At 50.8% G+C, this 24,748-nt stretch carries 26 protein-coding genes, 3 pseudogenes and 1 other annotated feature; of the genes and pseudogenes, 2 read left to right on the plus strand and 27 right to left on the minus strand.

The features are described from left to right. Positions 1 to 239 precede the first annotated feature (239 nt). From XI25_RS21295 to XI25_RS21375, 19 genes and pseudogenes are all read right to left on the minus strand, one after another. Positions 240 to 998 carry a hypothetical protein gene (locus tag XI25_RS21295; RefSeq protein ID WP_327204838.1) on the minus strand — a complete coding sequence of 253 codons (759 nt, stop codon included), beginning with the start codon at positions 996 to 998 and terminating at the stop codon, positions 240 to 242. 23 nt (positions 999 to 1,021) lie between these two features. Beyond that, entirely contained in the window at positions 1,022 to 1,378 is a 357-nt protein-coding gene (locus tag XI25_RS21300) for a 2Fe-2S iron-sulfur cluster-binding protein (RefSeq protein WP_046680140.1), read from the minus strand. 30 nt (positions 1,379 to 1,408) lie between these two features. After that, positions 1,409 to 2,002: a hypothetical protein gene (locus tag XI25_RS21305; RefSeq protein ID WP_046680141.1), complete on the minus strand. Its 594-nt coding sequence runs from the start codon at positions 2,000 to 2,002 to the stop codon at positions 1,409 to 1,411. A 48-nt stretch (positions 2,003 to 2,050) separates the two neighbouring features. Continuing rightward, the gene (locus tag XI25_RS21310; protein WP_046680142.1) at positions 2,051 to 2,230 is read right to left on the minus strand and encodes a DUF2768 family protein; all 180 of its coding nucleotides are present in this window, start codon (positions 2,228 to 2,230) and stop codon (positions 2,051 to 2,053) included. A gap of 259 nt (positions 2,231 to 2,489) precedes the next feature. After that, on the minus strand, positions 2,490 to 2,765 hold the full coding sequence (locus tag XI25_RS21315) for a stage VI sporulation protein F (protein ID WP_046680143.1): 276 nt from the start codon (positions 2,763 to 2,765) through the stop codon (positions 2,490 to 2,492). A 64-nt stretch (positions 2,766 to 2,829) separates the two neighbouring features. Then, the gene (locus XI25_RS21320) at positions 2,830 to 3,870 is read right to left on the minus strand and encodes an NAD(P)H-dependent glycerol-3-phosphate dehydrogenase (RefSeq protein ID WP_046680144.1); all 1,041 of its coding nucleotides are present in this window, start codon (positions 3,868 to 3,870) and stop codon (positions 2,830 to 2,832) included. Further along, positions 3,863 to 4,486 (minus strand): glycerol-3-phosphate 1-O-acyltransferase PlsY, encoded by a 624-nt coding sequence (gene plsY / locus XI25_RS21325; RefSeq protein ID WP_046680145.1) that lies wholly within the window; start codon positions 4,484 to 4,486, stop codon positions 3,863 to 3,865. Before plsY ends, XI25_RS21320 begins: the two co-directional genes overlap by 8 nt. 11 nt (positions 4,487 to 4,497) lie before the next feature. Then, complete coding sequence (gene der / locus XI25_RS21330) at positions 4,498 to 5,820, minus strand: ribosome biogenesis GTPase Der (protein WP_046680146.1); 1,323 nt, start codon at positions 5,818 to 5,820, stop codon at positions 4,498 to 4,500. 307 nt (positions 5,821 to 6,127) lie between these two features. Beyond that, positions 6,128 to 7,345 carry a 30S ribosomal protein S1 gene (gene rpsA / locus XI25_RS21335; RefSeq protein ID WP_046680147.1) on the minus strand — a complete coding sequence of 406 codons (1,218 nt, stop codon included), beginning with the start codon at positions 7,343 to 7,345 and terminating at the stop codon, positions 6,128 to 6,130. 124 nt (positions 7,346 to 7,469) lie between these two features. Then, complete coding sequence (locus tag XI25_RS21340) at positions 7,470 to 8,060, minus strand: lysophospholipid acyltransferase family protein (RefSeq protein WP_046680148.1); 591 nt, start codon at positions 8,058 to 8,060, stop codon at positions 7,470 to 7,472. 3 nt (positions 8,061 to 8,063) lie between these two features. Then, positions 8,064 to 8,765, minus strand: a complete 702-nt coding sequence (cmk, locus tag XI25_RS21345; RefSeq protein WP_046680149.1) for a (d)CMP kinase — start codon at positions 8,763 to 8,765, stop codon at positions 8,064 to 8,066. A 171-nt stretch (positions 8,766 to 8,936) separates the two neighbouring features. Further along, on the minus strand, positions 8,937 to 9,215 hold the full coding sequence (locus XI25_RS21350) for a hypothetical protein (protein WP_052759705.1): 279 nt from the start codon (positions 9,213 to 9,215) through the stop codon (positions 8,937 to 8,939). Positions 9,216 to 9,270: 55 nt separating this feature from the next. Next, complete coding sequence (locus tag XI25_RS21355; RefSeq protein ID WP_200901461.1) at positions 9,271 to 9,924, minus strand: flagellar brake protein; 654 nt, start codon at positions 9,922 to 9,924, stop codon at positions 9,271 to 9,273. Beyond that, on the minus strand, positions 9,905 to 10,102 hold the full coding sequence (locus XI25_RS33020) for a hypothetical protein (RefSeq protein WP_152669191.1): 198 nt from the start codon (positions 10,100 to 10,102) through the stop codon (positions 9,905 to 9,907). Before XI25_RS33020 ends, XI25_RS21355 begins: the two co-directional genes overlap by 20 nt. Further along, positions 10,092 to 11,445 (minus strand): annotated as a pseudogene (gene ypeB, locus XI25_RS21360) (germination protein YpeB). The gene XI25_RS33020 and the pseudogene ypeB overlap by 11 nt, the downstream one beginning before the upstream one ends. Before the next feature lie 94 nt (positions 11,446 to 11,539). Beyond that, positions 11,540 to 11,689 carry a hypothetical protein gene (locus XI25_RS33470; protein WP_160308943.1) on the minus strand — a complete coding sequence of 50 codons (150 nt, stop codon included), beginning with the start codon at positions 11,687 to 11,689 and terminating at the stop codon, positions 11,540 to 11,542. 73 nt (positions 11,690 to 11,762) lie between these two features. Then, the gene (prsW, locus tag XI25_RS21365) at positions 11,763 to 12,458 is read right to left on the minus strand and encodes a glutamic-type intramembrane protease PrsW (RefSeq protein WP_046680150.1); all 696 of its coding nucleotides are present in this window, start codon (positions 12,456 to 12,458) and stop codon (positions 11,763 to 11,765) included. A 60-nt stretch (positions 12,459 to 12,518) separates the two neighbouring features. After that, positions 12,519 to 13,130, minus strand: a complete 612-nt coding sequence (locus tag XI25_RS21370; protein WP_046680151.1) for a genetic competence negative regulator — start codon at positions 13,128 to 13,130, stop codon at positions 12,519 to 12,521. 194 nt (positions 13,131 to 13,324) lie between these two features. Then, positions 13,325 to 13,687, minus strand: a complete 363-nt coding sequence (locus XI25_RS21375; protein ID WP_046680152.1) for a hypothetical protein — start codon at positions 13,685 to 13,687, stop codon at positions 13,325 to 13,327. 93 nt (positions 13,688 to 13,780) lie between these two features. On the opposite strand from XI25_RS21375, the gene XI25_RS21380 reads away from it, so the two are divergent. Beyond that, complete coding sequence (locus XI25_RS21380; RefSeq protein WP_046680153.1) at positions 13,781 to 14,737, plus strand: polysaccharide deacetylase family protein; 957 nt, start codon at positions 13,781 to 13,783, stop codon at positions 14,735 to 14,737. Between the two features lie 50 nt (positions 14,738 to 14,787). On the opposite strand, the gene XI25_RS21385 is transcribed toward XI25_RS21380, so the two are convergent. From XI25_RS21385 to XI25_RS21395, 3 genes are read right to left on the minus strand one after another with little or no spacing between them, the layout of a single operon-like run. After that, positions 14,788 to 15,597 (minus strand): metallophosphoesterase, encoded by an 810-nt coding sequence (locus XI25_RS21385; protein ID WP_052759706.1) that lies wholly within the window; start codon positions 15,595 to 15,597, stop codon positions 14,788 to 14,790. After that, the gene (locus tag XI25_RS21390) at positions 15,597 to 16,007 is read right to left on the minus strand and encodes a hypothetical protein (protein WP_046680154.1); all 411 of its coding nucleotides are present in this window, start codon (positions 16,005 to 16,007) and stop codon (positions 15,597 to 15,599) included. The genes XI25_RS21385 and XI25_RS21390 overlap by 1 nt, the downstream gene beginning before the upstream one ends. Continuing rightward, positions 15,994 to 16,593, minus strand: coding sequence for a CPBP family intramembrane glutamic endopeptidase (locus XI25_RS21395; protein ID WP_046680155.1), 600 nt, complete (start codon positions 16,591 to 16,593; stop codon positions 15,994 to 15,996). Before XI25_RS21395 ends, XI25_RS21390 begins: the two co-directional genes overlap by 14 nt. Positions 16,594 to 16,835: 242 nt before the next feature. Next, positions 16,836 to 17,062: a binding site (T-box leader), on the plus strand. Positions 17,063 to 17,223: 161 nt separating this feature from the next. Between XI25_RS21395 and serA the strand changes: the two are divergent. Further along, a pseudogene (gene serA, locus XI25_RS21400) lies at positions 17,224 to 18,815 on the plus strand (phosphoglycerate dehydrogenase). A 184-nt stretch (positions 18,816 to 18,999) separates the two neighbouring features. On the opposite strand, the gene XI25_RS21405 reads toward serA, so the two are convergent. The 5 genes and pseudogenes from XI25_RS21405 to XI25_RS21425 all read right to left on the minus strand — a co-directional run bounded on the left by XI25_RS21405 (position 19,000) and on the right by XI25_RS21425 (position 24,718). Further along, positions 19,000 to 20,430 (minus strand): ATP-binding protein, encoded by a 1,431-nt coding sequence (locus XI25_RS21405; RefSeq protein WP_046680156.1) that lies wholly within the window; start codon positions 20,428 to 20,430, stop codon positions 19,000 to 19,002. Continuing rightward, positions 20,431 to 21,147, minus strand: coding sequence for a response regulator transcription factor (locus XI25_RS21410; protein ID WP_046680157.1), 717 nt, complete (start codon positions 21,145 to 21,147; stop codon positions 20,431 to 20,433). 106 nt (positions 21,148 to 21,253) lie between these two features. Continuing rightward, a complete protein-coding gene (gene ccsB, locus XI25_RS21415; protein WP_046680158.1) occupies positions 21,254 to 22,507 on the minus strand; it encodes a c-type cytochrome biogenesis protein CcsB in 1,254 nt (417 codons plus the stop codon). Then, a pseudogene (gene resB, locus XI25_RS21420) lies at positions 22,504 to 24,194 on the minus strand (cytochrome c biogenesis protein ResB). The gene ccsB and the pseudogene resB overlap by 4 nt, the downstream one beginning before the upstream one ends. After that, complete coding sequence (locus XI25_RS21425; RefSeq protein ID WP_046680159.1) at positions 24,191 to 24,718, minus strand: redoxin domain-containing protein; 528 nt, start codon at positions 24,716 to 24,718, stop codon at positions 24,191 to 24,193. The pseudogene resB and the gene XI25_RS21425 overlap by 4 nt, the downstream one beginning before the upstream one ends. Positions 24,719 to 24,748: the final 30 nt, after the last annotated feature.

Genomic DNA, 24,748 nt, shown 5'->3' on the forward strand with positions numbered 1-24,748 from the left:
CGGCGTAACTCGTACATGCATTTGGACTAGTAACATCATATGTACCGGGAATCAAATTATGACGGTTGCCCGGATATGTCCGTCCTGTTTTTTTGTAAAGTTATGCCGGGAACGCCAGCTTCAGACCCGAACTGCGCTTCCGATAATGGATATGCCGTGAGACCGCATGTTATGACATGACGTTTGGGAAAAGGGTTGAGAAAAGCAAAAAACCCGCTTTAGAAGCGGGCTCGCATCGTTTATTTTTCCATTCGAGGTACGGGCTGTTGGTTTTTCCATACATAAGGTACCGATTTAACGGGGACGAAATAAGACTCTTTTTCCAGATAAGCCCTGAGGTCCATGTCCGTTTGAGGTTCGGTTCCATCTTTCTGGATCGCCTGCATGATGTCAAAGGCATAATCGATATACACCTTGCCTTTTTCGTCCATCATCAAGGTGGCATCCTGCCCGGAGTAAACGCTTTTCAACTGAAGCTTTTTCATATCGGTTTTCGCGATATCCACGCTTTTGAATCCGGGGTATAGCTCGCCCTCCGCCGGCAGCTGTCCTTCATTTGCCGTCATATACCGGTTCACCGACATCTGCACGTCATTTACCTTCTGCGCGGTATGCAAATCCATGACCTTAACCGTCGGGTCTTGATCTTCGTTGATGATCAAAAAATAGCCGCTTCCGCCTTTTTCAAAAGCCGTCTTGGGAATCTCGTCGATATATCCCATGTTATGGAGCTTATCAAGGTCCACTCTGAATTTTTCATATCGCGGAACCTCTTCACCGGCCGTCAGAATCGGGAGTATCGACTGTTCCTTAAAAAAATCATCCACCGCCGACTGAATCCGCTTTACGCTTTCCCTATAGGAAACTTGCTCGGCTTGCTCATTCTCTTTGGGATAGAGGCATCCGCTCATCAGCATCGAGAACATCACAAGCAGGGCCGCCACCGAATAGTGCTTCGGCCATGCCGCCGTCCGATCTTTCCGCATATTCCGTTTCAACTTCCATCATCCTTTTTCCACATTTAAATGAGATGATCATTTTCCCGATTTCTGGCCGCTTCCAGCTGCTTGCGTACCGCCGCCTTCAGCGGGTCCTCCGGCACGTGAACGGTCAAGTTGCCCTTGATTACCGTCTGGCAGGAAAACCTGGTCCCCTCATCCGCGAGGGAGCCGAGCTTGCGCAGCTCTGCTTCCTTGGGAGGAAAACAATGGATGCGCTCATCCTGTCCAATATGCACCTTGCACATCAGGCATCCCATTTTTCCGCCGCATCGGGTCGGTATTTTCACCCCAGCACGCCGAGCGGCATCAAGTACATGGGTGCCCTCCCGGACTTTAACCTTTTTGCCGTCCGGCAGAAACGTAATTTCATACTCCAATCATACCGCCCCCTTTCATGTTAAACGGCCTTATGGCAGCTTTAGACCCGTCAAGGACCCGATCAGGGATAAATGCTGCCTGTCCCATTCGTTCCTCCGCACGATGCAGTCCAATAGCTCGAAATGAAGCTCTGGCTTCTTTCTGATCGCTTCGGCAATAGCCTCATATCGGTCCGGCCGTTCCCGGAGCACATTAAACACCAGCTCGTGCGATAAGGGCATGAGCCCGAATGCTGTTGAAGAACATTCAACCTTCGGAGCCGCAGGATACAGCAATTCTCCTACCTCGACCCGGTATACGGACCGTCCCGAGGACACTACGAATCCGCCTACGAGCTCGACGTTGTACCCGTCAATTTCATAGCGGCCCATAATGGATTCGTAAATACCTTCTTTATCCAGGACGGGATCGCCGTCAGCCCAAGGCTGAAGCTGCCGGTGAAGATCCCAAATATCTTCCCCGTCCGCATATATATCGATATCCCTCGGAGCTCTATTTAATCTAACGCCCTGCAGCATCAGCCCGCAGCTGCCGCCAACCAGCCATGGCGGTTTCGCCCGGTTTAATGACACGGCTGCCGATGTTAACGGCTTCCTTAGCTCCGGCATGTTATTTAGCGTCATATTCCACCTCGTCTTTTATGGCCCTGCAGCGAACAAGCTTATCGTACGTTATGTAATGGAGGCTAGTCCGGCAATAAACCCGACAAGCATCATCATAAACGCTACGAACGACAGTCCCATTCGCAAGGCGCCCTTCGTTTTGCTTCGGGCAAAGGTTACCAGAACAACGGACAATCCCATAATCAGCAAAGCTATCATGGAAAGCCACATTTTTTGCATCGGATCCATTCGGCACTCCGCTCCTATCTGTCGTCAACAAAATTTTCAACCTATTATATCACGATTTCGCCCTGGCCTCACCCAGAAAAACGACGATTGGCGTACATTCAACAAATACAGAGCGTATTGAAATGCCGTTATTCTAACGATTCGAATTGGGTTCGGATTTGCTGAAAAATAATGTATTTCATCATCCAAAGAAAAAGACAAAAGACCGTATATCCGAAGATTAACGGTCTTTTGTCCGAAATGAAGAACAGTCTGCGACTTACTTATTCATCATCATTTTCATCAGCGCTTCCATATTGCTTGGGTTCATGCCGCTTTTCTTGACGGCCGCGACAATCTCCTTGACAGTCTCCTCGCTCACAGGCACATTGGCCATGGCGGATACCTGTTTAATCAACTGGCGGAGCTGGGCTTCATTCTGCATCGTGGACGGTTTAACCGTTCCAGCCAGCTTCTTGACAGCCCCTGATGATATTTGTTTGCCGCTTTTTTTATTGATCGCGTTCAACACGTCTTTCGGAAAGTTCTTGCTCATTTCCACCCCTCCTCCGGCAATCCTCATATCAATATATGAGATCGCAAGGGGAATGGTGAATAAGCTATGTATGCCACTGCTCCCAAGTTTCGAGCGGCATGACTTCCATTTCCGTCTTGGGATCACGTCCCATAAGAGCCTCGACGGCAACGCGCGGGTCCCTGTTCAAAAAGAGCACATGATACAGTTGATCCGCGATCGGCATTTGAACGCCGTATTGTTCCGATATTGCACGGGCCGCCTTCGTGGTGCGGATACCTTCCACCACCATGCCCATGGAGCTTAAAACCTCATCCAGCGGCTTTCCCTGGCCGAGCAAAGAGCCGGCGCGCCAGTTCCGGCTGTGCCGGCTCGTCGCCGTTACGACAAGGTCACCGATCCCCGCCAAGCCGGCAAACGTAAGCGGGTTGGCTCCCATTTCGACGCCGATGCGGGTGATTTCGGCAAGCCCCCGTGTCAATAGTGCCGCTTTCGCGTTATCTCCAAAGCCGAGACCGTCAGACATCCCGGCACCAAGCGCAATAATGTTCTTCAGTGCTCCGGCAAGCTCTACGCCGAGCATATCACGGTTGGTATAGACCCTGAAGTACGAATTCATGAACAAATCTTGGATAGCCGTAGCAGCCTTGTTGTCCTTCGATGCGACAACCACGGTCGTGGGGGACTTTCGGATCACTTCCTCGGCATGACTGGGACCGGAGAGAACAACAATTTGGCCTTCATCGCAGCCCAATTCCTCGGAAATAACGGTGGACATGCGCTTTAACGTTTCGGTTTCAAACCCTTTGGTCGCATGAACGATCAGCATGCCCTCTTTCCAGTAGTTCTTGAGCTGGCCGGACACTTCGCGCATGGCGGATGACGGAGCCACGATAAGAACGGCGACGGCGTCCGTGACGGCTTCCTTCATATCCGTGGTCGCCCGCAGACGGGATGACAGCTTCATATCCGGAAGATACCGTTCGTTGGTGTGCTTCTCATTAATCTCTTTTGCCTGCTCCGCGTTTCTCGTCCATACGACAACATCCAATTCATTGAAGGCCAGCACGCTGGCCAGGGCGGTTCCCCAACTGCCAGCGACCAATACAGCCACCTTGTCAGACAACGCGCTTCCCTCCCTTTCCTTTGCCGCCGGAGCCCAGCTTGTTTTCCCGGCCCTGGACAATTTTTACGATATTGCTGCGGTGTCGCCAGAATGCAAAGACACAAATAATCGTACTGGTCCAGAACACGGGCCATGGATAATTCATGGCAATTAAAAATAGCGGTGTAAGAAGGACAAAGATGAGCGATCCAAGCGAAACATACCTAGTAAATACAATAGAAAGAATTGCGATAATGCCTGCATAAAGCGCAGGCAGAAAGCAAAGGGAAGCCTGCACTCCGATGGCAGTCGCTATCCCCTTTCCGCCCCGGAAGCGGAAATAAACAGGCCAGTTATGACCGGCTATCGCGGCAATGCCGCAAAGCCCGGGCATCCATTCATTGTCGCCTCCAAGCCACCGTCCGATCCACACCGCCGCAATCCCCTTCAGCACGTCCAGCGCCAGAACGAGAATAGCCGGACCGGTTCCAAGCACCCGAAGGGTATTCGTTGCACCCGCGTTTCCGCTGCCATGCTGACGGATATCAATGCCTTTTAAAAGCTTTGCCAGCAGAACGCTGAAGCTTACCGAGCCTAAAAGGTAACATACAACAATCGCAACGATATTCAGAATCAAACTGCTCTCTCCTAACTCTCATCGGACTTTCGCCGTGTGAATATACGAATAGGTGTCCCCTCAAAATCAAAAGCGGCACGGATTTTATTCTCCAAATACCGTTCATACGAAAAATGCATAAGCTCGGGATCATTGACGAATACAACCATGGTCGGCGGTTTGACCGCAACTTGCGTAGCGTAGTTGATCCGAAGTCTCCGTCCTTTATCGGTTGGCGGAGGATTGATGGCCACCGCATCCGATATGACGTCATTCAGAAGATGCGTCTGCACGCGAAGCGAATGCTGTTCCGCAACATGCTTGACCACAGGCAGCAGCTTTTGAAGGCGCTGTTTCGTTTTAGCCGACAAAAAGACAACGGGCGCATAGGTCATGAACAAAAAATGATCCCGGATTTTGTTTTCGAATTGCTGCATGGTTTTGTCGTCTTTTTCAACGACATCCCATTTGTTGACAACAAAAACGGACGCTTTCCCCGCCTCGAACGCGTATCCCGCAATATGTTTGTCCTGCTCGATAATGCCTTCCTCGCCGTTAATGAGCACCAGGACGACATCCGCGCGTTCAATGGCGCGCATGGCCCGCATGACGCTGTACTTTTCCGTCGTCTCGTACACTTTGCCCCGTTTCCGCATACCGGCCGTATCAATGAGCACGTACCGCTGACCGTCCTTTTCGAACGGCGTATCGATCGCGTCCCGGGTCGTGCCTGCAATGTCGCTGACGATAACGCGTTCTTCCCCGAGGATCGCATTCACGAGCGAAGATTTGCCGACATTCGGTCTTCCGATCAGCGCAACCTTGATAACGTCCTCGTCATACTCGTCATCGGCCATGTCCGGGAGGTTTTCCACGACTGCATCCAGCAGGTCGCCGATACCGGTTCCATGGCTGCCCGAGATTCCTACAGGATCGCCGAAACCCAGGCTATAAAACTCATAAATGTCTTCCTGTCTCTTCATATTGTCCACTTTATTGACTGCCAGAATTACCGGCTTCCCCGAGCGGAACAATATTTGTGCAACTTCCTCGTCGGATTGGGTAACCCCCGTCTTCGCATCACACATAAATACGATGACATCCGCTTCCTCGATGGCCAGCTCGGCCTGCATCCGGATCGATTTCAAAATCATGTCGTCGCCATCTATTTCGATACCGCCGGTATCAATCACGCTGAACAGCTTGCCGTTCCATTCGGCTCCGCCGTAAATCCGGTCCCGGGTTACGCCCGGTTTATCTTCAACGATGGCCAGCCGGTCGCCGATCAGCCGATTAAATATAGTCGATTTACCAACGTTCGGCCTCCCGACAATCGCCACTACGGGTCTTGCCATATTCACTCCTCCTGTCAATGCTTACGATAAACATCATAGCAAAAAACGTTACAATTGGCTAACCTTTCATGATCCGGTTTATATTATGCTCATTCTTTCCAGCATACATCCGCAACGAACGGCATACAAAAAACAAAACGGCGAACCCGTATTGGGTCCGCCGACGATGATATGACAGGTCATTCTAACCGGACAGCCGTTTCCCGACTTGCTGAAATACAAGAAAGCATAGATTTCATTTATACACTTGGCTTATATTCCGCACGAAACGCCTAGAGTCCTTTAAGAAGGATGACGAGGTCGTTCCTTACTTAAATTTGCTCAGCTTGTCACCAAAACGCTCCCCGAGCGTAACGCTCATGCCTTGATTGTTCAAAGAAACGTTCGGGTTGTCTTTCAGGTCGATTTTAGGGCCTTTGGAAGGCTTCTCGGCTTTCGGGGAAGGTGCCGGAGCTTCTTCCGTTTCTTTAATGCTGAGGCTGACACGTTTCTCGTCCACATTGATGTCCAGAATTTTAACCTGAACTTCCTGGCCTTCCTTCAGAACCTCTTGAGGCGTTCCGATGTGCTTGTGGGAGATTTGAGAAATGTGCACCAGGCCCTCAACGCCCGGAGCCAGCTCAACGAATGCGCCGAAGCTTACGAGACGCTTCACTTCACCCGTTACCACATCGCCTGTATTGAACTTGTCGGCAGCCGTTTCCCAAGGACCCGGCTGAGCCGCTTTGATACTGAGGCTGATTTTTCCTTTTTCAGGATCGACCTTCAGAACTTTCACACGAACCTGCTCTCCTTCGGAAAGCACGTCGGACGGCTTATCAACATGGTTCCACGCGATCTCGGATACGTGAACAAGTCCGTCCACGCCGCCTACGTCCACGAATGCGCCGAATTGGGTCAGACGCTGAACCGTGCCTTCCAGTACTTGGCCTTCTTGAAGCTCTGCCATCACTTTTTGCTTGTTGGCTTCAAACTCTTCTTCCAGAACGTCCTTCTGGGAAAGGATCACTTTGTTGTTCTCGCGGTCCAGCTCTTTCACTTTTACGCGAAGGGTGCGCCCTTTATAGTCGCTGAAGTCTTCTACGAAATGACGTTCAACCATGGAAGCCGGGATAAAGCCGCGCGCTCCCACGTCAGCCACAAGACCGCCTTTGACAACATCGGCAACCGTAATTTCGAACGTATCCTGATCGGCAAAATGCTTTTCAAGCTCATCCCACGATTTTTCCGCGTCGATTGCGCGTTTGGAAAGCACGAGGCTCTCCTTGTCGTCGTTGATGCTGACGACCTTGCATTCCACTTCCTGGCCAACCTGAACCGCATCGGCGGCGCTGTCCAATTGTACGGAAGACAGTTCGCGAACAGGAATTACACCGTCATATTTATATCCAATGCTTACATAAGCTTGGTTATCCTCCAGTTTGACGATCGTCCCTTTCACGGTGTCCCCTTTTTTCAAGGATACGATTTGGTCCAGCTGATCCTGAGTTTCAGCAGCCTCTTGATTTCTTGTTTCTTCCGACATGTCAATAACCTCCTCAATTCAAACCCCATTTATTTAAACCCGCTTTTCGCGAAGTTCAAAACATAATTGCTGTAGTATCTTTCCATATAAACCATGAAATTTATACATGGAACCGGGCAAAACCTTAATTCAAGGTGGGCTCTCCGGTAGCCTGCATTTCATGGATGCGGCTCATGATCAGTGCGGTCACTTCATCCAGCGTCTCGGGCGACTTGCTGTCTTTGTAAGGCGTCATGTCGATCGGTGCGCCGTATATGATTTTGGTTTTCCGGAAAAGCTTGTAACCTCCAACGATGGCCGCCGGAATGACCGTCGCATCGCTTCGGAGCGCAAAACTCGCTGCACCGCGCTTGGCCGCCTCGGCATCTGAATTCCGGGTACCTTCAGGGAAAATCCCCATCACTTCGCCGCCGCGTAGTATTTTCAGGGCATTTTTGATGGAATCCTTGCTGACTCCGCCCCGTTTTACGGGAAAAGCGCCCAATTGGGTAACCAGCCAGCCAAACCCCGGTATTTTGAACAATTCGGCCTTGGCCATGAATTTAACCTGGCGTTTCACATGGATTCCAACGGATATAGGATCCCTGAGGCTGGTATGATTGGCACAGATCAGTACTCCGCCCTCTGACGGAATGTTATGTACGCCGACGGATTCAAACCTGTACAGGACGGCGAACAAACCGCGAACTACCGCTCTGCAAAACACGTAAATCATGTCCTATTTCTCCCCATCCATATGAGATATGCAGTGTGAAACAATCACTTCCACAACCTGATCGATACCCATGTCCGTCGTATCCAAGACGATGGCATCCTCAGCGCATTTGAGCGGGGACACTTCCCGTTCCTGGTCCAGGCGGTCACGCTTAGCGATATCGATTTCAAGCTGCTCCAGTGTGATTTCCTCTGCTCCATTCAACTCATTGAACCGGCGGAGAGCGCGTTCCTTGACGCTGGCCGTCATGAAAATTTTTACTTCGGCATCCGGTAAAACCGTGGTTCCGATATCGCGGCCGTCCATAACGACGCCTTTGCGCTCGGCCATTTGACGCTGCAGATGGACCAATTGAGTCCGAAGACCCTCGATTTGCGCATAACGCGACACCTCTGAGCTGACCTGATGCGACCGGATATAAGGAGTAACGTCCTCTCCGTTAAGCCATACCATCTGCCCATTTTCATGCGGTTTTAATTCAATCACCATGTTTTGTGCCATTTGAAGCACTTTTTCGGAATTTTCCGAAGAAATCCCTTCATTCAGCATAAACCAAGTCACTGCCCGGTACATGGCTCCGGTGTCTACGTAAATGTAATGAAGCCTGTTCGCCACCTTGCGGGCTACCGTGCTTTTGCCCGCCCCTGCAGGTCCGTCGATGGCAATGTTAATTCTGTCTTTTTCACCAGTCCCCTGCATAACCAACGGGGCATTCCTCCTCAAACATAAACCTCAAGTAGAAACGGCTCCGTTTGTCCTTCTCAAGAACATTAGGCGTTTCTTCGCGAAATATAAGCCAAGAATAAAGGTAATTTTATGCTTCTTATATTTCAAGAAAAAAGCAGGCACTGCCTGCGACGTGAAAATTATACCACACTAACTAGAGTGATGCAAAAAAGAAGGCTTTGTTTTCTCCTTCCAATCCTTTACATGATAGGCATCGACCGGTATGCCTTCCATGCGATACACCGGCGAAATGAAAGGTCTTAGGGCACCGATCCGCAGCAGCAGTTGAAAGGCCAGCAGGAAAAGGGTCATCCAAAAAAGCGATTTTAATGCCAGCCGCCCTGCTCTGTCGGCATGCTTCACAAGACGGGATATGCAATCATCCGTTGATTCCGGCCGATTTAATATATCTTTTCGTTTCGTATCCATTTCAGCACCTCCTTAGGTTTCCAGGTAGGATGCCGCGATACGATTCTTTTTATTCCTAACGGTTACGGAAATCAAACTGGCGCTCAAAGCAGTACCGGATCAGCTTTTGGCGCTCCATGTCGATGATGCTGCTGAACTTGAGCATCACGAGGCTCCGATTGGGGGCAAGGCTTTTGATCCTTACCACCTCGCCTTCAAAAGGGACATGCTCCACAGAGCCGTTTTTGTAGGGGATAAGCAGCCAGCAGGACAACAGATCTCCTTCCACCCCAATCTGATCGTTTTCCGCGTAAAACGAAACGCCCCCGCCGCCGACATCATCGGTTTTGGTCACGAAATGCCTTCCGTCCTTATGGCTCACGGCGATCTCCATTTCAGCCTGGACGCGCAAAAAGCTCCGCCGCTGAATTTTGGTGATGGCCTCGGGATCAGGCTTTCGGATACGGACCTGCCGGATGACGTCCTCGTGAAATCCGAGAACATAGGTATTGAAATAGTTTTTCATGCCGCCTTCGGTCAAAAAATAGGCCGACAGCTCGTCCCCCAAATGCAGTTTCTTCAGGCGGCCCGTACCTTCGTGCAGCGGCACTTCCATGTAAATGGATTCGTCGTCCATTTCTGCAATTCTTGATTTATATACCGTTTTTGCTTCCTTGTCGTCACCGGTATCGACTTGAATAAACAAAACATCATTGATTTTTGGAAACAATCCATTCACCTTCTGCCCGCAATTTATCATCAAGACACATTATAGCACGCTCTTTTGCAGGAGATGGGGATAAATTTGTTAAACCGGCAGAAGCGGATTTGATCCCCTCCCCTAATGATGAGGTTAAAAAAATCAAGCCCCCTTGATAGGGCTTGATTGGATGATTCTTAGCTGACATTAGCCTGAGCGTCTTTGACAACCTCCACGGTCTCTTCGAGCCCCGTGTCGGCATTAATGTAAAGCCGGTACTGGGATCCGTTGATCCGGCCGCCGATTTCGTAGCACAGCGTATCTTCCTGACGGTCGTTTTTTTATGATCGCCTTTCGGCTGTATAACTCCTTAAAGTCGGAATTCAATGTTTTTCGCGCTTGCGCGAGACTCAGCTTGGCCTTCGGAATTTCCCGGTTATCCCGGTGCTCGTATACATAATCATTGGCTTGGAAACCGATGACATCCCCGTTATCCAGGGCGGATCGGATCGTCATTTTTTCAGGATAAATCAAAACCCCGTCCTGCTCGCGTACGAATGTAAAGTTTACCAGGTTATCATAAGGGTCTGCAGAGACGGCCGTCATGTTGCGATAGCCCTTTTTCTCCAAAAACTGCCCCGCTTTCTCCATGGCTTGTTGAACCGTCACGTTTTTCGGGCCGAGATCGCGCTCATCCGCGTAGGAAATGAGCAATCCCCCTTTGCGCGTAAAATCCATGCTCACGGGTTTTCCGTTGGGTCTTTGTACTTGTGCCGTATAGGACTCCCAATCGGTGCCCTGCCCGTTAGCCGTAACCTGACATTTGGCATTTGAACCGGCATCGGCAAATTTCAGCGCTTTTCTCGTAACATCCTCTTTGCTTACAGGCATGCCGGACAGCATCTTTACCGAACGTCTTTCGTACATGCTGCTTACGGAAGGCCCCCAATCCAGCTCGGGATAAGTCTCCACGCGTTTGTTGACGGTTGAAAAACCGTCGATAATTGTATTGTCGGCTGGTTCTTCGCGGTTAGCCATGGCCATGTCCACATCAAGCCACCGAAGTTTTTTGGCGATGACGGACTCCCGTACCTTCGCCAGATCTTTGGTGATCTCGCCGGAATTGGCATAAAGCGCCTTTAGTGTTTTGATTTCGTTGTCGCTCAGCGGCTCCTTGGTCAGGTCGCGTACGCCTGTTTTATATGAAAAGTTGGCGATCCGGGAAAGAAATTCCTCGGTTTTGTTGAAAGGAAGCCTGGCCAGAGGGAGCTGGTTGATCTCATTCTGCGCTTCGCTCGTAAGACGCCAAACATTCATCAAACCTTTGCGATGCATCCCTTGTGAAGTCGCGCTGACGGCGAGCGTATTTCCGATTTCCGAATGAATCCGATCCATATGATAGGACAGGTCGTGGAAAGCCCGTTGATATTGGTTTTCCGCGTTAATTGAAACGGCGTTTCTTTCTTCCTTCACCTGATTCCCCCATACTAACGATCCGATCAGCAGGATGGTGACCACAGGGAACAGAACAGCACTGATACGTTTATACATGTGGCTAAGTCTCCTTTCTTCTAATCACTGCCGTTAGTTTGACAAGAAGAAAGAAGTCTTATGCATCTTCCAGAGAAACATTGGGGAGCCCGGTTTACAAGTCTTCCTCAATCTCAAAATGGTTCCGGTTATCGCAAAGGCACTGCTTAAACCCCGTTTCGATGCGTCCGTGTTCTTTCTTTCCGCGAAGCACATACCTTTCCCCGCATTCTTTGCAGCGAATTTTCACTTTTACTCTCAACAAAAAAGGACACCTCCATCGTTTACTCCCTTGCAGTCTGCATAGGGGGCCTTACGACGAAGTGTGCCCTTATTCGTTAGGTTTTAACCTCTTCCTCACGCTTTATCATACGAAAGGGAGAGCGATTATTGGCCCTTGAAATCTTACCCATTCCCCCGTACCATAACAAAACCATCAAAGGAATAATAAACCAGAGCCAGTAGTGCGTCATCGTGCTGAGGATAAAGTCGTACAGCCCGTGCCATAACAACGGCAGGAGCAGCGAAAGGATGAGATAGCTTCTCTCCGGCTTATGATCCGTAAATTTGGCACGGCCGAAATAATAACCCATGATTACGCCGAACATCGCATGGCCGGATACCGGCAGCAGCGCCCGGACCAGCATGGGCCCAAAGGCCGCATGGCTGTACCAGGCGTACAGAATGTTCTCCACCGTAGCGAAACCGAGCGAAATGGCGGTTGCATACAGAATGCCGTCATAGGGTTCGTCAAATTCGGTATGGTTGTAGATAAGATGATAAAGAACAAACCATTTCAACGTTTCTTCCACGCCTGCCGAAATAAGCAAGGAGTGGACCACCGGGTTGTCGCCAAGCCATAGCAGCATTCCCCTTTGAAGGATCATGACGGGAAATACAATCAACACGCCCAGCACAAAAACCTTCGCAATGACATGCAGCGGCTCCTGATCGTACCTGTCTTTCAAATAAAAATAGGTAAGCAGCGCGAGACCCGGCGCCAATGCAGACGCTATAATCGAGAACACAAGCACCGAATTCCCCCTCTATCGCTGCAGGCTCGTAGTTCGGTCTTCTCGCACGCCCACACCGCTTTACTTGCTGCGCTCAAAATGATTGCATATTTGTTCCACGGCCCGCTCCGGCATGACTTTGCTTCCGTATTCCTCGAGCACAGCCTCCGTGACCGTCGACGAGCTGCCGAATTCAGCCAAGAGGGCGGTTACCGCTCCCTGTTTGCTTTCGCTTAACTGATCCGGATCCATCCATAAAAACCATTTATCCATATAGCGATAGAGCGTACCGGCCCCGTCCGCTAAATCCTTCAACATATGAGCAGCTTCAATAAGCACTTCGAAATCGTCAAATGCGTAAACGATGCTGCCGTTCTGCTCCAGGGTAACTTCCATTTCATAAATCTCGTCCGGCATTTCATCTTCCGACAAGCCGCCGAAATGGTGATCGTATTTTCCTCTCGTTACAATAACCACCATACCTTGAGCCGGCAGAGCGAATACTTCCACCGCCAACGGACCTGTGGCATCAAATCCAAGCTCGCTGTAGGCCTGATCCATCATTTCGGTGAACAGGTCGTATACCTTCGGTATTTCCTGCCACATCTCTTCTTTCTGGATGCCCCGCTCGCTCAAATCGTCAAACGTGAGGAAAATCCGTATCTTATCTTGACTTAAGCGTTCTATTTTCATGACAGGACCCTCCTCTATAAACCAAAAGTTATAACAAGTTATGATGTCGGATTCATGGCGATGATAAAAATGGTTTTATATATTGATTTTATCATTTAATACCCGTAAATGCACGTAAATATGTACCTGTCGAAAAAAAGAATCATTCATTGGGACATTTATCCCTTAGAATGATTCGGAATGGATTAGGCGGTTTACAAACCCGGTATGACCGTATGGGTTTCTTTTAAGATTTGCTCGACCTCACTTTTCACCTCGGGGTTGCTCCGAATGAAATCTTTAAGCTGCTTCAGGTTGGCAGCCTTCGAATCGGATGTTGTTTTCTGAACTCCGGTTTGATTGTTTGCGGAACGGGTACCCGAACCGGAATTTCCGCCATTACGGCGACTGCCCCCCTGATTGCTTGCGCCCGTAAAATTTTGCATTGCCGTGTTCGCCAGCTGTCCCAAGTCGGCATTCCGGACCATCGATACCAATGACATCCCGCGTCTTTTGGCCATCATGCGATATACAGCGGCTCCCACGATCGCCCCGTATATAAATGACGAAGTCTTCACAAATAATACCTCCTTCTATGTTAAACTCATGACTAGTGTTCTCGGGCGATCGCAAACTCATGCGGCATAAATACAGGAAAGTGAGATGGAATCATGGTTAAAAAAACAACAGCGCTGCTTCTCGCAGCCAGCCTTTTGCTTGGAGCCTGCGGGCAGAAAGAAACCGTGAAGGAACAGCCTTCATCCCGGGAATCTTCCCAAGCGGCGGCCGGCGACAACAAACCTGCAGGACAGGAAAAGGCGCCCATTAACGAAACCGGCAAAGAAACGGCGGGAAGCTCGGGAGGCAAAGCGGGAAACGACGGTATGGAATCGAAAACATCCGGCGTAAACGCCGGGCAAAGCGGGGACAAGCGCGATAAGCCGGCCGCTTCCCAAGGCGGTCGGAAAGACGGAAAGAAAACCGCGGCCGAACCGCAATACCATATGAACAAGGTTTACAATATCGTTCCGAACGATGACGGCATCGAGGAAAAAGTCGTGCTGCTCACGTTTGATGACGGCCCGAAAGATAAAAAAATGATCAACGGACTTATCGACACGTTGGACAAACATAAGGCCAAAGCCATCTTTTTTGTTAACGGCTACCGTGTCAAGCAGAATCCCGATTTGCTGAAGCTGATCCACGATCGCGGACAGATCATCGGCAATCACAGCTGGGATCATATCGATCTGAAACAGCAAAGCCCGGCCAAGGCCAAAAAACAAATTGAAGACGTTCAAAAAATCGTTCTGGACACCATCGGGGAGAAGCCTAAGTTTTTCCGTCCGCCGTTCGGGTCCGGGGGAGACACGGTGAAGAAAATAGCCAATGACAACGATCTTTTGTTTATGACCTGGTCAAACGGCTCCCTGGATTGGGAGAGAAAGAGCAGAAATAATCCGGAAGCCGTTATTAATAACGTGATGGAGCAGCTTCACCCGGGCAGCAACATCCTGATGCACGAGCTGCCCTGGACGGTGGAGGCGCTGGATAAACTACTGACCAAAATGGAGAAGAAAGGCTACCGTTTTGTCGACCCCCGCAATATCGAGCCTTCGATGAGATAAGGATAGCAAAAACGCCTTAATCCCGTTCCGCTTGCAGCGGTAAACATGGATTAAGGCGTTTTGTTCAGCGTGATAAGGTGAAGCTCGGAAGGGCACCCGAAACGAAGCGGAATGTGCGAAGTTCCAAACCCCCGGCTGATTAGCAGCCGCACCTGTTCCTCCGGTTTCTTGTTCCTTTCAAGGGTAAACCACCCCGCCCCATAGGTTTGATAAAAGCCCTCCAGCCGGACGGGCCCCAGAAGCGGTAAAATGATTTGGCCCCCATGCGTATGGCCGGCAAGAATCAAATCCGCCTTCCATTTCTTTTTGCCCCGGATCCATATGGGATCGTGGACAAGCATGATGTGAAACTGTTCTTTCCTTGCACGGCCCGTAAAAGAACTATACGAATGATTGCGCGACAACGGCTGCATCAGACCGCTGATGACCAAGGACTCGCCGTTCCTCGTTAAAACCACGCTTTTGTCTTTTAACAGTAAAGCTCCGCTCTGCTCCAAAATCCTTTCAACCCTGCGCGCCCCTGCTTTAAGGTCGTGGTTTCCCAGTACGGCATAAACCGGTCCCAGGCGGCCAAGCACCCCCATGTTGCTGCGTACCCGCGATTCAGGGACGCCCTTCTCCGTCAAATCACCGCCCACCAGCACAAGGTCGGCTTGGGGCACGGCTGCCCTCAACTTCCGCTCGGACAGTTTACGCCGGTGAATGTCGGTTATAAACAGGATTTTGCACCCATCAAAAGCAGCCGGGATCTTGCCCGATTCAACGATTTCTTGCCTGACGCGGTATCCGGCAGCCTCGAAAATCATCCGGCCCAGAATTCCGAGCATGATGATAGCCGCTCCTGCCCCCATCCATTCCATCAAATGATTTCCTCCAATGGCGGTGCACCGATCAGCCCCCAAACGAGCAAGCCGGCCATCAACAAGATAAAAAGAATGATCAACGAGTTCACGAACCATTTGCTCATTCTAACCCGCTGCGACGTGTACGTTTTTGATCTTAAGGGCGTGGACTGTTCTTTCGAAGCATTTTTTCCGGATTGGACAGATCTCGACCGAACGGGACGGTCCCCGTCGCGGGGGGACCTTGCCGAAGGGCTTTTAACGCTTCTTCCCGACCGCGAAACTGCCGGGTTTCCGGTACCGGATCGGCCTCTTGGCGCCGTTGATGCTTGATGACCCGCCGCCCTACTGCCTGCCGCCGCTTTTTTCTGTTTTTTCCGGCCTTTTTGTTGGCTCCGATGTTTCTCCATTCTGCTAAGCTCGCTCATTGTCTTCCTTCCTCCGAAAACGAATCACCATGCCCGATATCAAATCAATCAGAAAATGACACATAATCGGGGCCCACAGCGTGCCGGACTCCAAATAGATATAACCTAGGCCGTAACTGCTTAAAAAGACCCATCCTGTCGGTATCCAGTGCCTTAAATAGCGCACATGGATAACCGCAAACAAAATACTAGTCCAATAGGGTCCGAACGCATGCTGAATGGCTCCCCGAAACAAAAGCTCCTCACATACGGAAACGATGAATGCAATAAGGACGATGTGCCATACCGGCCTGTTCCTGAACAGCATCTCGTTGATACCGCCGTCGTCCATGCTGTTTTCAGGCACGACCCGGGACAGAATCAGATCGATGACGAGCATCGTCATAGCCAGGCCGAGTCCCCATAACGCAAAGTTGCCGTCCTGCGGCAGCGCCAGCAACTTTATGGGATTTCGCTGCTGGAACAAAATCCACACCAAAGCGACAACGAGCGTAATTGCCTGGGTCAGGTACAGATTGATCAGCAGCAGCCGGTCGGTTAGTTGATGCGGTTCAATTTTTTTAATCTTGATTTTGAATTTTTTCATGTAGGCCTGCCTGTCTTCAATGTTGTATAACGTAATTATTAATAATCCCCATAAGTTTGGTATGAAAATGAAAAGGCTTGCTCCGGCAGTCGAAAATAAGGTGGCATATGCATCATAGCAAATAAAACCCCCGTATTACAAGGCGCGGGCATCTACCTTGCACCTCAATCGGCCTTTAAGCCGTAACAAAAACCTATTGACACGATGAAACGTGCGTGGTACATTATGAAAAAATTAATCGACAAAAACCGATGAAGGAAACAAGATGCTTCCAACGTCCCCCAGAGAGCCGATGGTTGGTGAAAATCGGCGGCGATAAGCAACCTTGAGCGATCCTGAGATATTGCGCTGAAATCAGTAGGCGTAGTCGGATGATATCCGTTACCAATCATGGCCTGATCAGGCCATTTGAGGCTGCCGGCTGTGGCAGCGAATAAGGGTGGCACCACGAATGACTCTCGTCCCTTACTACGGAAGTAGTATGCGGATCGGGAGTTTTTTTGTAGGCTTTTCCCTTTGCCGCTTTACCGCGGCGCCTTTTCAGGGGTATAACGGAATGCGCTAACGGCGCAATCCTTATTCTATTTGCAAGAACATAAAGTTAAGCGTTAATGAGGAGGAAGAGAAACCATGTTTAAAGTTTTGGTATCGGATCCGATCAGCGACTTGGGCATTCAACAGCTGATGGATGCCGCCGACGTGCAGGTAGACAAAAACACAGGGCTTAGCGAAGACGAGCTCACTGCCATCATCGGCAATTACGATGCGCTTCTGGTGAGAAGCCAGACCCGCGTCACTGAAAAAATTATGAACGCCGGGACGAACCTGAAGGTCGTTGGCCGCGCAGGCGTCGGAGTCGACAATATCGACCTGGAAGCCGCTACGAAACGGGGCATCGTTGTCATCAATGCGCCGGACGGCAATACGATCACGACCGCAGAGCATACCTTTGCCATGATGATTGCCCTGGCCCGCCATATCCCGCAAGCCTATGCCAAAACGGTATCCGGCACATGGGACCGCAAGTCCTTCCTCGGCGTCGAACTTCGCAACAAGACGCTCGGCGTTATGGGGATGGGACGGATCGGAAGCGAAGTTGCCAAACGCGCCAAAGCTTTCGGCATGAACATCCTTGCGTACGATCCGTTTTTGACCGAAGAGCGTGCCGGCAAATTGGAAGTCAAACTCGCTTCCGTCGACACGATCATCCGAAATGCGGATTTCATTACGGTTCATACGCCATTGACACCGGAAACCCGCCATATGATCGCCAGACCGCAATTCGAAGTGATGAAGAAAGGCATGCGCATCGTTAACTGCGCCCGCGGCGGCATCATTGACGAGAATGCGCTTGTCGAGGCCATCGATGAAGGCATCGTTGCCGGAGCGGCCTTTGACGTATTTGAACACGAGCCTCCGGCTGCGGATCATCCGTTCCTGTCACATCCGAAAGTCATCGTGACCCCTCACCTGGGGGCATCAACGGTAGAAGCACAGGAAAACGTGGCTATCGACGTCTCCGAGCAGGTCCTCCATATCCTCCGGAACGAGCCGTTCAAAAATGCCGTGAACTTCCCGCTGGTAGCGGCCAACGTGATGAACAAGCTCCAGCCTTACTTCCCGCTGGGTGAAAAGCTGGGCAGCGCCGCGGCCCAAATTACGGCTCAAGCGGTGAATGAAATCCATGTGGATTATGCCGGCGAACTTGCGGAAGTGGATACGCAAGCGCTGACGCGCTATATTGTAAAAGGCGTTCTGGAACGTCATTTGGGCAATGAGGTAAACATCGTCAACGCCATGCATCTGGCAAAGAACCGGGATCTGCATGTTGCCGTTTCCCAGGCGCCGAAAACAAAAGGTTTCACGAATCTGGTCACCGTCACGCTCAAAACGCAGAACGGCGGTGAACGCCTTGTAGCCGGCACTCTGCTGCACGGTTACGGAGAACGGATCGTTCGCCTTGACAAGTTCCCTGTGGACATCGCTCCTGAGGGGAACCAGATTCTCATTTCCCATAACGATAAACCGGGCATCATCGGCCGCGTGGGTACGCTCCTTGGCGAAAACAACGTGAACATCGCCTCCATGCAGGTCGGACGCAAAGTCATCGGCGGCGAAGCATCATGTTCCTCACCGTCGATAAAGATGTGCCGAAGGATGTACTGATCAAATTGGCGGGCTTGAGCGACGTGAATACGGCCCAAGAAATCGTTCTGTCCTAATCCCCGTATTTTTTCCCAAGAACCCCCTGCCGTTTTAAGAACCATTACGGCATGGGGGTTCTTCTACTTATATCCGTCCCTGCTGGTAAATATGTTCCACGTAGAACAAGATTAAAGTTTACCGTTCAACAAAAAACACCCCCCAAGCAGGAAGTGTTTTTTGGCATTTTGTAAATATTTGAAGTTATTTTACCGATTCAGCCGGAATGACAAAGGTAAACTCGGTACCCTCGCCTACATTGCTGTCCACGGTAATCGACCCTTTGTGGGACTCCACGATGTTCTTAACGATAGCCAGGCCGATCCCCGTCCCAACCGATTCCCCGCGAACCCGTGCTTTGTCGGCCTTATAGAAACGGTCAAACACAAAAGGCACGTCTTCCGGAGGGATTCCCGCTCCTTGGTCCGACACGACAAATTTCACGGCAGCGCCGGATTGAAGCTTAATGCGGTCGACCGTAATGCTGATCTTTTTCCCGGATGGGGTATGCCTGAAAGCGTTATCCAACAAATTGGTCAGCACCTGTTCCAGTTTATCTTCGTCAGCCAGCTCCAGGGTAAGGTTAGAAGCGAGGCGCTGCAACTGCAGCTCGATGTTTTGCTCCTTGGCACGCACCGCAAATTTTCGGTAAACCCGTTCGCACAGTTCTCCCGCATCCATTCCGCGAAGCATCAGCTCCGCGTGTCCGGCCTCCATTCGGGTGAGATCCAGCAGATCCTTCACCAGTCTGCCCATTCGAAGCGATTCCTCGTGGATGACCTGAATGAGCTCCTGGCTTTCTTCCGGAGAAGCTGCCATCCCGTCAAGCAGGGCCTCGCTGTATCCCTGCATCATGGAGAGCGGCGTCCGGATTTCATGGGATACGTTCGCGATAAAATCCGTCCGCATCTTCTCCAGCTTCACCTGTTCCGTGATGTTCCGGAGCACAACAACCGCTCCGCGGATGACGTTGCCGGAATAAAGCGGCGCCATAGAGGCCTCCCAAACATCCTGTTTGACATGCAGGTCGGCACTCTGGTCTTTTCCTTCATTCATGGTTTTATAAAATAAAGCGATCAGCGGTTCCGGCATGACTTCGGCAGCCCATCCGCCGCCTTCTACATCCTCATCCCATTTAAGGCCCTGCCAGGTTTCCATAACCTCCTGACCGGGAGGGTTGACCAGTATGACATCCCCGTTATTGTCGAATGTTATAACCGCATCGCTCATGCTTCGCAGCACGCTCGACAAATGCTCCTTTTCATCATTGAGGCTGCGGATCGTTTTTTCGAGTTCGGCAGCCATATGATTGAAGGTGTTGGCCAATTCCCCAATCTCGTCGCTTGTCACGAGATTAAGGCGAATGTCATATCTGCCTTTACGAATATCGTTTGCCGCTTGGATCAGCTTTTGCATCGGTTGGGTAATTTTGGTCAACAGAAACAAACCGAAAAAGGTCGTCATCGAGAAACCGATGATGGCCACATAGGTGAACAGCCTCTTAATGTCGCCGGAATTCGCGAATACGGTATCGATATACGGCAGTAAGAACAGTCCGAGCGTCAGCAGGACGCAAGCAACCAGGCATGTAATGGTAATCCACAGCTTGCCGACGAGCGATCTCAAGAAGTTCACTTACTTGGGAACCTCCAGCTTGTAACCGACGCCCCAAACGGTCGTGATCATGGCGGCCGCTTCTGCCGATACTTTGTTCAGTTTTTCACGAAGACGCTTTACGTGAGTATCCACGGTGCGGAGATCTCCGAAAAATTCATAATTCCAAACATCTTTCAACAACTCTTCCCGTGAAAAAACCTTATCCGGCGACGAGGCCAAATAATGCAAAAGCTCATATTCTTTGGGCGTCAGATTGATCTCCTGTCCTCCCGCCGTCACCCGGTGGGCATCATGCTCGATGACCAGGTGCGGAAATACGATACTGTTGCTCGAATTCGTTTCCTTGGACAAATAGGCGGTCGCCGAAGAACGGCGCAAAATCGCTTTGACCCGGTATATGACCTCGCGCGGGCTGAAAGGCTTCACCACATAATCGTCGGCACCCACTTCAAAGCCCTGCACGCGGTTGATTTCCTCGCCTTTGGCCGTCAGCATCAGAATCGGGGTCGATTTCATTTGGCGCAGGCGCGAACATACCTCCACACCGTCGATTCCGGGAAGCATTACATCCAGAAGAATTAGGCCATAATCCTCGGAAGTGGCTTTGCGAAGGGCAGTTTCGCCGTCCTCCGCCTCATCGATTTCATACCCTTCCTTTTCGAGATACATTTTTAGCAAACGCCTAATACGCTCTTCATCATCAACTACCAGGATGCGATTTCCTTGCTCTGACATCGGTAACAACTCCTTCATCGTCGTAGGGAAAACCAAAAGCGGTCCCCAATTGCAACAAAGAGGACCCTTCTGATTTATCAATCATCTGTTCTGCAATTTATTAAGATTAGTCCGTTCCGGCATAGGAATGGAGCCCCGCAATAATCAGGTTAACGCCTACCAGCGTAAACATGACGACAATAAATCCGATCACGGTAAGCCAGGAAGACTTTTTGCCCTGCCATCCGCGTGAAAGCCGCAGATGAAGGTATACGCTGTAGAACAACCAGGTAATCAAAGCCCATACCTCTTTCGGGTCCCAGCCCCAGAACCGTCCCCAGGCAACCTCTGCCCAGATCATCGCAAAGATCAAACCGCCAAGCGTAAAGATCGGAAAACCGATGGCGATGGCTCGGTAGCTGATCTCGTCAAGATCGTCGGGATCCAATCGATTCAAAGCGGGCTGGATAACCTTGGCCAGCGGCCTGCGGATGACAAGCCGGAGCAATCCGTACAGGATCACGCCGCTCAGGACCGACCAGACGACCGTGTTGAATTTGCGGCCCGCATTGACGCCGTGCATCCATGCAGGCGCTTCAAACAACGGAGACTTCATGCCGAGGAACGGCTGCATGCTGACGGTTTCGCTATTGTAGGGAGCGACGAGCGGCGGCATGTCATATTCCACTTTAACTATTTTACTATTTTCTGTAGAAGGGTCAATATTAGTCTGGGTAAATTCAGCATGGTAACCTCCGGAGCGGAAGCCGTATACCGAGACAATGAACCCGATCAGGACGACGACCATGAACATGCAGAACTCCAGCCAGCGCTGTTCGCGGCGCGAAGTTTTATCGGAACCGCCGAAGTTGACGGTACGCAGCAGATGCATGATGCCCGCCACAAAACCTACGGCAAAAAAAGCGTCGCCCAGCGCGGCCAGCGTTACGTGAATGCCGAGCCAGTAAGATTGCAGCGACGGGATGAGCGGCTGAACCTCTTGCGGAAAGACGGCGGCATACGCCATGATCAGGATAACAAGCGGCAAAGCGAACAATCCCAGCAAAGACTTTTTATAAAGATAATAAAGAACGACGAATGCAATCATGATAGCCATGGACAGAAACGTCATGAACTCGTACATGTTGCTTACCGGAACGTGACCGGATCCGGCCCAGCGGGTAAAGAAGTAAACCAAATGCCCGATCAGGCCAATTGCAGCGGTAAAAAAGGCGATCCTGCCCCACTTGGCCACATGGGCCTCCGGCTCGCGTTTTCTAAACCGCTTCCCCATGACGGCGACGCCGTAAAAGGTAAACGCCAAACAATACAGAAAAAAGGCAACGATAAAGGCGTCGCTGCTGAATTCCACAAGCTTCATGGTTTGATCCCCCTGTTATTTTCCAGTGACTTCTCGTCCACTTCGATGTTCATCTGCTTGAGCACAGCCGATATTTCCCGGCGCAGAGCGAACCAGTTCTTGTTGGTGTGCGCTCCGAGCGTAAGCATGCCGTTATCGATGCGAAGCCATATCCGGCGGTGCTGGAAGTAAAATCCCATAATCAGTCCCAACATTCCAATGGCCGCGCCTACCCAAATAAATGGCATAGCCTTATCGACACGTACGTTCAGGAAGGTGGTGGATTCCGATAAATCGACGTCATCCATGCTTTTCACGTTAAGGTTCAACAGCATGGTTCCGCCGGCAAGCTGCTTGTTCAACTCATCCTGCTGGAAGCGCTCCTTATCGATTTGCTTCGGAAAATAAAAATACTTCACGCCGCTTTCCGGCAGGTTCGGACCATGAATCTGGAACAAAAATGCGGGCGCGTTTTGACTGGAGGACATATTGGCAGGCTTCCCGTTTTCGTCCAAGCCAAAATCGGAATACTTGGAGGTTAGCGTCAGCTCATAAGGACCGACTTTATATTCTCGCTGCGGGTCCCTGATGTTCAATTTGAACTTTCCGTACTCTTCCCCTGTCTCCGCATTAACCAATACGGGAGACACGGAACGAATGGTGGGCGTCAAATCGTAATCGAACTGATAAACTTTTAGGCCTTCGTAGTTCAGCGGATCATTGACCTGAATATTATGGCGGGCCACTTCTTTCAGCTTCGGTTCCTGCCCCAATCCGCAGTTTTCCTCGCACATGTAAAGAATGGCTTTGGTTTCGAATTTTTTGGCAAGGACCTTGCCCTTGCCTTTAAACTCGTCGGGCATGTCCTCTTCCGTGTAAAACTCCGCGGTGAATCCGTCATTTTTCAGGTAAAAACTCGTATCCGGGATTTTCTTCGCTTCCCCTTCCGGAAAACCGAGATGAACATCCATATGAAGTCCCGGCAGTCCCCTTGCCAGCACGGCGAGAAGAAAGACGATCAGGCCGATATGAAGCACGTACGGCCCCCAGCGGCTGAAACGCTGCTTTTCCGCCAGCAGGGTACCGCCATCGGTACGGACACGGTATCCTTTTTTGCGGATCAACGGTTTAACGCGCTCGACCCAATCCGCTCCGTCGCCTTCGATTTCCGCCTGATACGTCACGCGCTGGCGCGTCAGGAAGGACATGTGTTTGGGAATGCGCTGTCTGCTCAGGGCTTTATACAGCGGCAGCACCCGGTCCAAACTGCAGATGACGAGGGATGCGCCGATCATGACAAGCAGCAGCACGAACCACCACGAAGAATATGTATGGGAGAGTCCGAGCAAATAATAGATATGTCCCAGCTGTCCATATTCCTGTTTATAATAGACGGACGGGTCAATGTTCAGAAACGTGCTTTCCTGCGGGTAAATGGTGCCCAGCATGGAGCCGATCAGCGTAAATACAATTAAATAGATAGCCACCTTGACGGAGGAGAAAAAATTCCAAACCCGGTCTATACGCCCGGGTCCGCTTTTTGCGAACGCCTTGCCACGCCGTCATAGCGCATTTCGAGAATCTGCTGTGAAGCGGCCTCTTCCGTCAGCGGTTTGCCGCAAGCCTCGCAGAGTACGGTACCGACGGGATTCTGATGCCCGCATTCGCATTTCGTATTCTGAATTAACGGCTGGGATCCTTGACTCATTTGGCATTCACCAACTGTTCGATTTGATTGTCAAGGGTGTTTAAATCCAGCTCTCCGATCTTAATGTTAACGATTTCGCCTTTGGACGACACAAAATAGGTTGCCGGCATCGCCCCCACCTTATAGCGGCTTACCGCATCCCGATCCGGGTCCATCAGTATTGGGAACTTCACGCCGGTCTGAGCAACAAAGTTCTCCACCGTCATTTTGTCTTCCCCGACATTGACGCCGATCACTTCCACTCCCTGGCTCTCCCACTTTTCCCGTTGGTTTTGGAGCGCGGGCATTTCCCTTACGCATGGCGGACAGTAGGTTCCCCAAAAATTAATGACCTTGGCCTTACCGTCATACTCCTTCAGGCTGTGAACCTTGCCGTCCATGCCAAGCAGCTGAAAATCAGGGGCCTGGTCTCCGACCTTAGGCACCCCGTCCTTCCCCATCGCCACGGTCACCACAGCATAAGCGCCGAGTAAAACAACGATCAGCAGTATGATGATTTGTACCGTTTTTTTCGATTTGCCCATTACGAAGCAGCATCCTTTCTATGACATTCA

Origin of the sequence: Paenibacillus sp. DMB20 (assembly GCF_000987955.1) — a bacterium.
Classification (GTDB): domain Bacteria; phylum Bacillota; class Bacilli; order Paenibacillales; family Paenibacillaceae; genus Paenibacillus_AQ.